This window comes from Bacillus sp. BC08, from assembly GCF_054326875.1.
In genome coordinates, this window is record NZ_JBTGPA010000031.1 from 471,234 (window position 1) to 484,536 (window position 13,303).

Genomic DNA, 13,303 nt, shown 5'->3' on the forward strand with positions numbered 1-13,303 from the left:
CGCTTTTTATAATTTATGAAGTTGATTTACCAAACAAAGCGATAGCCATTCTTAGCGTCTATGAAATCCGGTTTTAAAAGCCCAATTTCATCATAGTAGCGCAGCGTCTTCATTGTAAGATGCGATATTTTTGAGAACTCCCCAATTGAAAGCATACCACTCACCTCCTGTTATTAATTATTTTAAATATATTGCTTCCTGTAAGGGGAAGGTCAATCCATAAAGCTAAATTTTATTTTTGTATTTAGCCCCCTAAAACGAATACGTAATCTCTTCAACATTGTTCATAGGAAATCCGTCCATTTTTTCGTTTTATAGTATTTACTTTTCTTACCTTGAAAGATGTAGCAATATACATTCTACAAATAACCTAAGATTCTACGAAGCACTATAATCTTTCGAATGAACTTCTAATGTGAAACGATTTGATGAAATTTTAATTACTATTAAATATAAGATTCCACCTGCAATTGGAATGATGTAGGCTGGGATATAATTTAATAATAGACCTGATATTGCGAGTGCTATTGGCTGCATCATTTTCCCTAAGCTTAATCCAATACTAAGCACTCTTCCCCTATACTCATCAGGAATCTCTTTTTGCATGAAATAAATTAAAGGAATATCAATTAGCGCTATAATAATCCCTAAAAAGATCATAACAACACAATACGTAATAACGAATACAAAATCATTCACTTCAAAGTTTTTGAATAAAACTGGAATCCCTGAAAAAATCATAATAACTGACAACATAAAACTTAGCTTTTTCAAAAGATAAGAGTAAGAAAAACGATCAGTTATCTTTTTTACTACAATTGCACCAATTATCATCCCTACTGGAAAAGTCCCTTGAATGATACCAAATTGCTTAGAACTAAGATTGAGTACTGTGTTAATAATGTATGGCAATGGAACGGTAACAGCAAAGCCTAAGAAGAAATTAAACGAAATTAAAATATGAAACGTATTCTTTAAACTTTCCTTTTCAAGTAAGTAAGAAAACCCCTCTTTTATATCTTTAATAAAATTAACTCTACTTTTTGAATTTTCCTCATTTATATTACACTCAAACAGTTTAAAGTGAATAAATAGTAATGCTATCCCTGAAAGAATAAATGAAATACCGTTTATAATGATAAAAGTTTTAATATCAAATACTGAAAAAACGATACCACCTAACATAGGGCCAAGAATTAAAGATACAGAATCGATAATTTTACTTATAGAATTAATACTCATAAGCCTCTCTTTATGGACGATATTCGGTTTCGCAGCTTCTAACCCTATTCCAAAAAAGGTTGTAAAGACCGTCATTAGAAAGGTAGTAGTATAAATGATGAATAAGTTTAATCCATAATGGCTGCTTAATATATAAACAGCTATTAATAAGCAGCCAATTAGTAGATCCATACAGACGACGAGTTTCTTTTTATCAACTTTATCAGCAATTACACCAGCAAATGGATTCATAACAATCATTGGAATCGTTCCTAATATGAGCGTAATCGCGAAATTCAACGCAGATCCAGTTATTTGTAAAACATATAATCCTAATGCGAAACTATACATAGAGGTACCGAATATTGATACTGTTTTTGCGATTGAATATAAACAAATATTTCTTAGTTCCTGGTTTCTTTTTTTATTTTCTATATGTAATCGTAAACTTCCCATAACATTTCCCTCGCTTTTCTTTGTATTACATAAAGTGTACGTTCTTGGGTTAACCCAATATCAATACATTGTGTTTAAAAATTAATACAAAGAAATAAAAAAAGATTGGGTTAACCCCATGCCCATTAAACTAATCTCATCTACCGTCAATAATTTGAAGATAAATAGCTTAGAATTACTTAAGCAAATAGTTGTAATTGATTAGATACAAAAATATACATATAAAAAACGCCACCCTTTTCTATAATTAATTCTACAGAAAGGATGTCGCTTTTTTACTTTATATAGCCGTTTAATACTTACGTTTGTTATTTATATAATCTTCATGAATAAAAGTTAGCAATAGTTGAATCATGTAGATCGCACTTCCATCGAAAGGTAAAATTATTAGAGTTTCAGAAAGCCCATTTTATCTCTTTCATATGGGTACACGTGTACAAATGCAAATTTTTTTATTGAAATGTAAAAAGTAATATGGTATCTTCTATTACATTGATTAATTACATATGAGAATCATGTATAACTCCAAGAATATGGCTTGGGGGTCTCTACCAGGAACCAATAACTCCTGACTACAAAATGCGTATTTTAGCGTTTGTGGTCAGGAGTTTTTTTGTTTTAAGGTAAATAATGACGAGAAGGGAATACAAAAAATGAATTTCAAAGTATTTATATTAGCTTTAGCAACAATAGCAGTAGGGCTTGTAGAGCTTATTGTTGGAGGGATATTGCCAGACATCGCTAAAGATTTTAATGTTTCATTAAGTTCCGCTGGTCAATTAATTACAATCTTCGCCTTTACTTATGCAATAGCAGGTCCTGTATTATTAATTTTCACTAGTAAAGTAGAAAGAAAAAAATTGTATATTATTTCACTTTATATGTTTCTAATTGGTAATATACTTACTTATTTTAGTCCAAACTTTACTTTTATGATGATAGCAAGAATTTTAACTGCTATGAGTACAGCATTAGTTGTCGTACTTTCCCTTACAATTGCAGCAAAGATTGTAAATCCCTCTTACCGAGCAAAAGCATTAGGATTAATTTATATGGGTATTAGTTCTTCACTTGTCCTAGGAGTACCACTAGGCATATTAATTTCAAACACATTTGGGTGGAGAGTTATTTTTTTATGCATAGCTATTTTATCATTGGGATCTATTATATTAATCTCGGTATTTTTAGAGAAAATACCTGGAGAGGAAGATCGAACTCCTTTATCTATCCAATTAAAGGCCGTGTGTAGTCCAAAACTAGGCGCTGCTCATCTAGCTACCATGTTTATGTTAGCAGGACACTATACTTTATATGCTTATTTTACTCCTTTCTTAGAAGAAAAGTTTCACCTAAGCCCTTATTGGATAAGCATATTTTATTTAGTATTTGGTATAGCTGCAGTAAGTGGCGGAGCGTTCGGCGGTATATTATCAGATAAAATAGGGGCTCCAAAAAGTATTGTGATAGTTATTACTTTATTTGCTCTAATCTTATTTATATTACCGTTCACGACAGTTTCTATTGGTCTATTTATTCCTGTTATGATAGTTTGGGCTGCATTAAGTTGGGGACTTGCACCACCTCAACAAAGTTATTTAATCCAAACCGCCCCAGATACGTCAGATATACAGCAAAGTTTTAATAATTCAGCTCTACAAATAGGAATCTCACTCGGTTCCGCAGTTGGAGGTATAGCTTTAAAACAAGTGCATAATGTCGCTAATATGGCTTGGGTTGGTGGATCTCTAGTTCTATTGTCTTTAGCTTTGGCTATCTTTTCTCTTACTAGACATACACCGATAAGAGAGTGTCATGTAAGTGCTAAACATGTAGATTAACATCCTCTTTGTCTATTAATCGCAAAGAGTATAAATATAAATCATCAAAAAAAGTCCAGTTATAAAACCGGACTTTTTTTTGACGGAGTTGCCCTTATCTTTTTCCGAAAAATGAATATGTATAAATTTCTTCTCCTTGAACAAAGAAATCCTCGTACTTACCTCCTCGTTTTAAATAGTTTGAAGTACTTTCATCAATCGATTGAAACTGTAGATTTTGGATTTCTTTCGTTACTTTTGAAAGTGTAAAATTTGCTCGAAATTTATTTGTAATTTGGCTATTTGGGCTAAAATTTTTAAATAAAATAAATAAGCTTAATAAATAGCAATCCATTTTAAAAAGCGGATTTAATTCGTGAAGTAAAAAACTCTCATGTTCAAAACTATAATTGCTCGTACCAGAATGATCAATTACAATATCAACAGACCGATTCTGAATAGGGATGTTCAAAAAATCAGCACAGATAAAAAGTATGTTTCTTGTCGGATTTCTTCTTGCTAATACATCTTTTAAAAATATAAGTTTATTTAAATCTCGATCCACTGCAATGTATAGGCAATCTTCGGGTAGATCTTCATAAATGTTTCTCAAAAAGAATCCAAGTCCCGATCCTATATCCAGTATTAATTTGTTATTTAAATCTAAATGTATTAGTTTCTTTTTCGCCCATTCCCCTTCTTTAAGCATATTTTCCAAATATGCATTATCAGTTTCATGAATATAATCTGAAATAGTATCTTCCAGTGACGTTTGCTCATTTGCTTTAAATGATTTACCAGCAGTTATAATTCCTGAAGTAATAATATATTCTTCACCACAATTACAAATTAACTTCCCCTCAGTAATTTGATTGTTAGTAATAATCCCATCTTGAAGAATTAGCTTTTTGCTACACTTAGAACATGTAAGTAAATGTAGTACACTTAAATCTATCCCTATAATTGAATTAGAGGTTTCACTTGTTAATAATAAATCATGTAACACTTCCTTTAATTTATCCCGTTTCTTCTTCAAAAGTTCTATTTCCTGTTCCAACTTGTCATATTTCAGTTTAAATAAAGATTGGTAAAAAGTATCTTTTTCGTAATTCATAGATTTCGCTAAATTTTTATAAAAAAATAGTTCTTTAATTTCATTCAAGCTAAACCCTAGCTCTTTGTAATGTAATATAAGTTTTAAATCTGTTTGACAATACTCATCAAAAAAATAATGCCCTCCCTTTTTTTCAGGAATAATGAGACCCAGGTCCATATAATGTCTAATTGTATCAATACTTATGTTATTTAATTCTCCAAATTTACCTATTTTCATAGCATCACTACCATTTATATATTTTTTTATATAGATTTCTATTTTTATATTTAAAAACCCTTTAAACTTTCGAAACAACATTATTTACGTTATGTATGGGATATTTGGATGCCACATATTTTATAGGTGTATAATCTTTTTATTTAATTAAATTTCCATCGCATGGAATATACAGGAGTTTATAACTTAATATAGAACATAAAAAGGAGAAGTTTATATTCTAAATAAGGGGATATACATACGGAATGAGGGATTAGAAAATGAAAATTGCAATAGTCTGTTTCGATAACTTTACTGATATAGATGTTTTTTTACCATGGGATTTATTAAATCGTGTACGTTTAGTTGGCGGTGTTTCTGATTGGAACGTTCAACTATTAGGAACGGAAAAAACTCATATATCCATGTCTGGTTTACGTATTCCCATGACAGGAAGCATATCTGATATTCCTACTGCTGACGCAGTAATATTTGCAAGCGGTAAGGGTGTACAAGATTTATATAAAAACCAAGAATATATTAATAGCATTCATGTAGATCCTCAAAGACAATTAATAGGATCTATGTGTTCTGGTTCATTACTATTAGGAGCTAAAAAATTGCTAACAGGTAAAAAAGCGACTACATATCCATCCGTAGTAGAACAGCTTAAAGAATTCGATGTAGATGTTATTGAACAAAGTTTCGTAAACGAAGGAAATATCTCGACTGCTGCAGGTTGTTTCGCTGCTCAAGATCTCTCAGCTTGGATTATAAGAACCCTAATCAATGAAACAATGGTCGATACTGTACTAGAAACTGTTCAGCCAGTAGGCAAAGGTTTATATTTTTAATTTCAAATCAAGTTGAGGGATTATTGCTCCTAAAAACGATAAAATGAGACTTCTTGCTTAATGGCGACGTAATATGCCTCCATTTTCAATTTAATTAAATAAAAAACCCGCGAATCATTCACGGGTTTTCCTCTTAATAACTAATTGCTATTGTACCTTCACCTGCATGAACCGCAAATGAAATTGGTAATGGGTATAATTTGAAATCCATTTCAGGGAATGCTTGTCTAATATCTGCAATCCATTCTTCAGCTCCATCTTTATCGTTAGCATGGAACATATGAAGTACTTTTGGTAATTCTTTTTCAAGTTCATTTTTAATATATTCTCGACATTTTTGGATTTTACGAACTTTCTTTTCAAGTAAAAGCTCTCCACCTTTTACTTCTAATATTAAGTTAACACTTAATAAACTTCCAAGTAAAAATTGAACGCCTTTTACACGTCCACTTGCGTAAAGGCCTTTTAAACTTTTCGGGAATACGTGGAAAGGTCTTCTTTTTTCATCTACTAATGTTTTGTGTATATCTTGTAAAGTCATACCATCATAGTATAACGATTTTGCTTTTCTAATTAGTTCATCCATTGGATAACTTGTTGTTTCGCTATCTAATACCGTTAATGGGAAACCTGCCATGTCTGCAGCTAACTTCATGTTTTGATAGGTTCCACTTACTTTTCCGCTAATAGCAACTGCAAATCCCTCTTCATATTCTTCTTTGCATTTCGAAAATAACTCTACCATTTCCCCTATGTTAGGCTGTGATGTAGTGACAGTTTTACCTTCGTTCAAAGCATTATAAACGCGCTCACGCACACCTTCTTCACAATCTTTGTACGATACACCATCAATAATAACTTCAATTGGGATAACAAAGTTATCTCCTTCTGTTTTAAAACTCGCAGTTGTACTATCAGTAATCCAAGCAACACGCTTCATGTTGTTCCTCCCTTAATTCAATTCCTCTTTTCTGACTTTTCTATATATTCATGTTACGAAAAGAGAATATCCCTGTAATAGTAACAGGACTTTATTGTTTTGGCTATAGTAGATGAATATTAAATGTGAATATTTTTTGTCATTTTCGCCAAAAAAAGAAGAAAATCGGAGTTTTTCCCAATTTTCTCTTATCATACATTATTTAAAAGTTTCATTATCTAAAATTACTACATAATCATTTGTCAATCGGCCAGCTTCCTTCGTATAACTAACAAGTCTTTGTATGTTATCACAGCTTAGTTTCGCTCCCCATACAAGTAACGGTACGCCGATAAAATCAATGTGGAACCTTCTAGAAAACAGACCACCGAAAGTCATCGGTAAAGGTACTGTTGGTGATGTATTTGAAAAAATAATCTTTTCATGGCTATGATAATGTTTTTGTAAAATCTCTCCTAAATGTTTCATCGCAGGTACAACGACTTTGGATGCCCCGCACCCAATTGTATATACAGGATTCCCATATTCATCTTGTCCATGGAAAATAATCTTTCCCATGTCCTCTGTTTTCAATTTATTAAAGTAATCTACATTTAATATTTCTTCTTTCGTTAACTTACGATTCGTTGGCAATTTATTTAAATGATAAGCTGCAGCGAGTGCAGTTGAATGCGTTCCACCAAAATCTGTGTAAATGAATATCATATTATCATCCCTTGTTGTAAAAGTTCAATGTTATTTAGTATTACCGTTCACGGCGCTGTTAAACAATGGATGAATACTTTTATGTTTTTTGTATTAATTCATTATATTTTTTCCAAATATAATATCGTCTACTAATTACAGTACCTAATGTGATACATAAAAAGGTATTTGTTATAACCATTAATGTATAGTGAGTACTGCCAGACAACATACTTTGTTTAATCAAAACCTTCGTACCTAGAATAGCAAGTAGAATAATTGTACTTAACCAATTTCCTTTTCTTAATACATGACCTGTTTCACTATCTAATCGAAATGTTAAAACTTTTCCCCTAATTACTCCTAGAACCAATCCAATCCCTAGCATTACAACGAATAGTAATACTTTCAATATAGTTAATTGTCCCATATGAATAATAGACTGGATTGTCACAAAGCACAGCAAAGCCGGAATGAGCCAAATACGATTAATATTCACTTTATATTCTTTACCTTGCATTAGTATGATTATAAAAACAACAAGTAGAATAACAAATAGAGTTTCCATTTAGAGTCCTCCTATTTACTTGTTTACATTTGAAAATTATATTCGCTTCTTTTTATTCCATACTTTAAATAAACTAGCTACTAAAAATCATAAAATATAGAATGTGATTCCCATCAGTTTTAAGCATTATTTATACAAAAAAGACGCACAAATAAATAGTACGTCTTTTTTGCATTTATTAGTGCATTCATAAACTCTTTTAACCTTATGAAAAAGAGTTTTCTAATTCTTTCATTATTTTTTCGGGTCCTGTTCCTTTATTTGATGGAATAACCAAAGTAATTCCTAAGCCTGGATATACGGCTGAGCGAAAACTGACTCCTGGATCATATCCCATTACATGATATTTGAATATCTTGTTTTCTCTTGTTTCAATCCATATTCCATAGCCGTAAGACTGATTATTATTTACTTGAATATGAGGAGTTAAAAGCATGTTTGTATATTGTCGGCTTATGATTTCATAGTTAAATAACGCTTCCCAGAATTTCAGCATGTCTGGCGCAGTAATAAAAGCTCCACCATCAGAACCTCCTATTATGGGTATAGAGTAGGCGTTTGTTCTCCAATTTTGGTTTATTTCATCTTTTATATAACCGAGAGCTGTCTGTCTTGGTAATCTATCTAAAGAGAAATACCCAGAATCATTCATACCAATTGGATTAAATATGTTTTTTTCTATATACTCCGTAAATTTAAGTCCTGTCTGTTCTTCGATTATTAATCCAAGTATGATAAACCCAGCATTGTTGTAGTGAAACTTACTTCCTGGCGCAAACATCATATCTCTATTTTGAAATAATGGTAAAAAGTCTTTTAAACTTTTTAATAGATACATAGGAATTTGCTTCCAAAGTTCTTCGAAGTTATCCATAATACTTTCATCAAAATAATCCGGAATACCTGAACTATGCGTCAAAAGGTGATGTATTGTAATATCTTCATTAAAGTTTGGAAATTTAATACTTAAACACTCTTTTAACTTTGTTTGAAGAGTAATTACACCTTTTTCAACAAGTTGACAGATACCGATAGCAGTGAATATTTTACAACCGGAGGCGATTCCGAACCTTGTTTGTAGCTTATTGTTTATACATTCATTGCGATTTGCGTAACCAAACGCCTCTTCATAGACTAAGCATTTTTCTTCTTTTACTAAAATTACCCCAGAGAAATCTATATGCCGATGCATTTCTTTTACAATGCTTTCTATTTGATCTTTTGTTTTCATTACAAAAACCACCCTCGTTTATCAATAATTGTTCACCCTTCTTATATTTCCATATATAGGAGGGGGAACCCTCCTATTGAATACCGTAAATCAAAACCATGAGAACTATTTTGAATTGATTGACTCAGAGGAATGCATTTTAGACTGTGATGGCAATAAAGTAAATACACATAATATGATAGTAATAAGTAGCATTACTAATGAGCCTACAATAACCACAAGTTGTATAGAAATAAATTGTGTTGCAACTCCGAATAGAATCGTAATTAAAATGGTGATTCCTGCAATCACAAGCCCATATATACTCCCAATCCTTCCCATGATTTGGACAGGGACATTATTTTGATAAAAGGTATAAAATCCTGTATTTGCATATGCCATAGAGAAAGATAAAATAAAGAATCCAATAGCAGCTATTAAAAACTCATTTGAAAAAGCATAAATTAAATAACCAATTGCAATGAATAATGATCCTATTCCAATTAAAAATGAAGGTGTTAATTTTTTTGATAAAATTGTATTTGTTATGGATCCTAAAATAAACCCGGCTCCAGCGATACTAACTAAAAAGCCATATTCACTATCTGTTAACAATAAAAACTCTTTCGCAAATGATAATTCAAGTGAATCATTTGCGGCAGATAATACCATCATTCCTTGAAATAAGAAGTACACAAAAACGATATACAAAGATTTTTTACTGAAATTTAAAACGATGTTCCAATCTTTTTTTAGTACAGCTAAAGATAACATCTCATTTGATGTATGAATATCGGATTTTTTATCAAGATTAGGTAACAGCAAAGTAATTGCTCCTGATAAGAGAAATGCTATAGCATTCATATATATAGCAAACTCTGGTGTACTTGCTATTAACAATAGTCCCGCTATTGCTGGACCAATTAAAGATGCACCAGATCCTATTAAACTACGTAATGAGTTAAAACGTTGTCTTTGCTCTACTGGTACTAATTTCGTCATATACGTCATAGCAGTTGGCTCATAAATCGCACTGGCCATACTTATAAAGAATACAAATACATAAACAATCCAAAGTGATGGAAGTAAAGGTAAAATAGCGATAAATATCGCACGATATATATCAAGGTGAATCATTAACTTCCGTTTATTTAAACGATCAATCATACTTCCTGACCAAGCGTTTGTAAATAAGGTGGCTAATGGTTTAATTACATATAAAGTAGCAACAGCTAGGGCTGAGCCCCCCATATTATAGACAAGTACATTCAGTGCTATTAAGTAAATCCATGCCCCTAAATTCGCAATACCAACGCCAGACAGTAGTAATAAAGGATATTTCCAATCTTTAAGTAAGTTTTTCATTTTAGGCCCCCGCTTTCCAAATTGTATTTAAACAATAAAAAAATCCCACCCCCAAGACTTTTTGTCTTAGGGACGAGATTTATTATCGCGGTGCCACCCTAGTTTGTTAATATGTCGCCATATTAACCTTATCAGGTACTGCATTGTAAATCATGCTTATACCATAGCTCTATAACGGGAGCTCCCGTCACACCACCCCCTAATAAAAGGTTCCGATGTGCTGCTCAGAGGCTTGGTTCAATAAAGAATTTTTACTCCTTTTCAGCTAAATGGAGCTCTCTGTGAAAAATTCATTTTATTTACTCTTCTCTTCACTGCATTTGATTTTTTCCATATTATCACAATTATTTTTAGCTGTAAATAAAAAATAATCAGATATTTAATAAACTGTTTCTGTTAATTTTCTTATTTATTATTTTTTCAAAAAAATACGGTGCGTGAAATTACTTATAACTTTAAAAAGAACCTATTGGATCTAGGTTCTTCAAAGTGTTGAAATTAATTTGTATTCGCCTCTGCTAACGGTTGTAAAGGTGGTTCTAAGTTCAGTTCTAATGCATCGCCTTCTTGTATATCTTGTCCTTTTTCAATGCTTTGACTCGTTACATAGCCCGTACCTGTAGTATTTAAATCTAATTTTAATAGCTTAGAGAAATACATAACATCACGCATGGACCAACCTTGTAAATTAGGCATTTTTGCGTTGTTTCCTAATAAAAAGATACGATCTCCTTCACTCATTACTTCACCAGACTGCGGGTATTGTTTTTTTATTTTTCCTTCTCCTAAAACTATTGGTTGGAACTTCTCTTTTTTCACATTATGCTCTACGGTATCCATTGATTGATTGACATAATTTTTTACTTGTAATTGGGTTCGTTTCGTTGCATCTGCCATTTGTTTTTCCGTGTATGGTTTCACCTTTAAATATTCAAGGCTATTTTTCACAACTGGTTTAAATATTTCAGCAAGCGGCTGAGCTCCATACTCGTCTCCCTTTAACTTTGGCTGCTTAATAGCTAAGTATACAATTAACTCTGGGTCATCAATCGGAGCCATTCCTAAAAATGAAAAAATATAATTTTCTTTTCCTTCCATGTATCGTCCATTTTCAGGATTCGGAATTTGTGCTGTTCCTGTCTTACCTCCTATTGGATAACCATCCACTTTATACATTGTACCGGTACCTTTTGAAGACGTAATAACACGCTCCATTAAGTCCCTTACTTTGTCCGCTGTCTCTTTTTTTATCGGATTTCCAGTTTCTTTCGGTTGATTTTCCATAATAACTTGTCTGTTTGTTGAATTTACAACTTTGTCAACGATATATGGTTGCATCATTTTCCCGTCATTAGCTATAGCAGTAGCTGCTTGAATTAATTGAATCGGAGTTACTGTAGAACCTTGCCCAAAAGAAGTTGTAACTTGTTGAATTTGTGTATTTAATAATAAAGTATTCTTTCTTTCACCAGGTAAATCTATTCCGGTTTTTTGGTTGAATCCGAATCTATTCATATATTGCTTAAATTTATCCGGTTTCAATAACTGATCTTCTAAAATAGAAAAAGCTACGTTTGATGATCTTTCAAAACCTTCATCAAATGTAATAGATCCCCATCCAAATCCCCCATTATGATCTTTAATATCAGATGAACCAACTGAATATTTTCCAGATTGGAAATATTCTTTCCCGTTATATACACCTTCATTAATTGCAGCGGCTAGCGTAAATATTTTCATTGTTGAACCTGGTTCGTATGCATTTGCGATTGGATCATTTAAAAAATATTCGATATCGCCTTTATTAGGATTAAAACTAGGTTTACTAGACATTGCTAAAACTTTCCCTGTCTTTGGATCCGCTATGATTCCTACTAACATAGAAGGATCATAGTGCTCTTGTGCCTTATTCATCGCTTCTTCTAAAAAACTATTAATTTGTTTATCAAGCGTAAGGTACACGTTATTTCCATTTTTAGCGGGTTCTATTTTTCCTATATCATTTGTAAGGGGGATACCTTTTCGTGCTCCCACATATTCTATTTTCCCATTTGTCGAGCGCAAATATTTATCCAGACTCTTTTCAAGTCCGAATTTTCCTTCAGTATTTCCTTTATCGTCAGGTCTAGCAAAACCAAGAATATAAGATGCAAAATCTTCATTTGGATACACTCTTGCTTTCTCTGACATAAAAGATACACCTGGAATTTTTAATTTTTCAATTTGTTCTTTTACTTCTCTAGATAAATTCCGACCAACTTTTCCAATTTCAACTTGAGTACGCCCCTCATGAAAATTTTTTAATACGTCCTCTTTATCAATTTCAAGCGCATCAGCTAATTGTCCTGCAGTTTTCTCTTTATTGTTCACCTTATCTGTACCTTTCAAATTTACAACAACGCGATACGTTGTGGAATCTTGTACTAGCACCTTTCCAGTTTGATCATATATCGTGCCACGATTTGCTTCCAAAACACCCTTTTTATTATGTTGATCGTTTGCTAGATCCTTTACATTCACATTATGCAAGACTCCTACTGCCTGAATATAGAAAAAACGCAAAAGCATAATAAGAAACAAAATAATAAAAGCAACCATAAAATACCGCGCGCCTTTATTCGTTTGAAGTTTATACATATTTATCCCCTTTCTTTCGCAATTCATTACTGCGGTAGTTTGCTATAAATTTATGTAATTTTTGTTTTCAATACTATATGTTTCGAACTTTTCCTTTTAATTCCTTTAAAACAATGTGAAACTAATTATTGTTGTCGCTAGTTTATTTATATACTTAAAATACAGTACGTGAAATTTTGAATATTCATTCTTTTGATCCTGCTCCATAACATTCAAATTCTTATTGGAAATAATCCATT

10 protein-coding genes, 1 pseudogene, 1 riboswitch and 1 other annotated feature are annotated in these 13,303 nt (G+C 32.0%); of the genes and pseudogenes, 2 read left to right on the top strand and 9 right to left on the bottom strand.

Annotated features, from left to right (window positions below):
- Positions 1 to 35: 35 nt before the first annotated feature.
- Together ACXVYO_RS13120 and ACXVYO_RS13125 are read right to left on the bottom strand one after the other, a co-directional pair.
- Positions 36 to 155 (bottom strand): annotated as a pseudogene (locus ACXVYO_RS13120) (MerR family DNA-binding transcriptional regulator); the annotation flags it as partial.
- A gap of 223 nt (positions 156 to 378) precedes the next feature.
- Complete coding sequence (locus ACXVYO_RS13125) at positions 379 to 1,677, bottom strand: MFS transporter (protein WP_458467357.1); 1,299 nt, start codon at positions 1,675 to 1,677, stop codon at positions 379 to 381.
- Positions 1,678 to 2,172: 495 nt separating this feature from the next.
- Positions 2,173 to 2,272, top strand: a riboswitch (purine riboswitch).
- Between the two features lie 58 nt (positions 2,273 to 2,330).
- On the opposite strand from ACXVYO_RS13125, the gene ACXVYO_RS13130 reads away from it, so the two are divergent.
- Positions 2,331 to 3,515: an MFS transporter gene (locus tag ACXVYO_RS13130; RefSeq protein WP_458467358.1), complete on the top strand. Its 1,185-nt coding sequence runs from the start codon at positions 2,331 to 2,333 to the stop codon at positions 3,513 to 3,515.
- Between the two features lie 94 nt (positions 3,516 to 3,609).
- Here the strand turns inward: ACXVYO_RS13130 and ACXVYO_RS13135 are convergent, their stop codons facing one another.
- On the bottom strand, positions 3,610 to 4,827 hold the full coding sequence (locus ACXVYO_RS13135) for a MerR family transcriptional regulator (protein ID WP_458467359.1): 1,218 nt from the start codon (positions 4,825 to 4,827) through the stop codon (positions 3,610 to 3,612).
- Between the two features lie 260 nt (positions 4,828 to 5,087).
- On the opposite strand from ACXVYO_RS13135, the gene ACXVYO_RS13140 reads away from it, so the two are divergent.
- Positions 5,088 to 5,660: a DJ-1/PfpI family protein gene (locus ACXVYO_RS13140; RefSeq protein ID WP_073515192.1), complete on the top strand. Its 573-nt coding sequence runs from the start codon at positions 5,088 to 5,090 to the stop codon at positions 5,658 to 5,660.
- Positions 5,661 to 5,793: 133 nt separating this feature from the next.
- Here the strand turns inward: ACXVYO_RS13140 and ACXVYO_RS13145 are convergent, their stop codons facing one another.
- From ACXVYO_RS13145 to ACXVYO_RS13170, 6 genes are all read right to left on the bottom strand, one after another.
- Positions 5,794 to 6,600, bottom strand: a complete 807-nt coding sequence (locus tag ACXVYO_RS13145; RefSeq protein ID WP_458467360.1) for a DegV family protein — start codon at positions 6,598 to 6,600, stop codon at positions 5,794 to 5,796.
- 198 nt (positions 6,601 to 6,798) lie between these two features.
- On the bottom strand, positions 6,799 to 7,305 hold the full coding sequence (locus ACXVYO_RS13150; protein ID WP_458467361.1) for a DUF3189 family protein: 507 nt from the start codon (positions 7,303 to 7,305) through the stop codon (positions 6,799 to 6,801).
- 79 nt (positions 7,306 to 7,384) lie between these two features.
- The gene (locus tag ACXVYO_RS13155; RefSeq protein WP_458467362.1) at positions 7,385 to 7,852 is read right to left on the bottom strand and encodes a DUF1453 domain-containing protein; all 468 of its coding nucleotides are present in this window, start codon (positions 7,850 to 7,852) and stop codon (positions 7,385 to 7,387) included.
- 205 nt (positions 7,853 to 8,057) lie between these two features.
- Positions 8,058 to 9,083 (bottom strand): serine hydrolase domain-containing protein, encoded by a 1,026-nt coding sequence (locus ACXVYO_RS13160; protein WP_458467363.1) that lies wholly within the window; start codon positions 9,081 to 9,083, stop codon positions 8,058 to 8,060.
- 105 nt (positions 9,084 to 9,188) lie between these two features.
- The gene (locus ACXVYO_RS13165) at positions 9,189 to 10,427 is read right to left on the bottom strand and encodes an MFS transporter (RefSeq protein WP_458467364.1); all 1,239 of its coding nucleotides are present in this window, start codon (positions 10,425 to 10,427) and stop codon (positions 9,189 to 9,191) included.
- Positions 10,428 to 10,492: 65 nt separating this feature from the next.
- Positions 10,493 to 10,751 (bottom strand) — a binding site (T-box leader).
- Between the two features lie 174 nt (positions 10,752 to 10,925).
- Entirely contained in the window at positions 10,926 to 13,064 is a 2,139-nt protein-coding gene (locus ACXVYO_RS13170; protein ID WP_458467365.1) for a penicillin-binding protein, read from the bottom strand.
- Between the last annotated feature and the right edge of the window lie 239 nt (positions 13,065 to 13,303).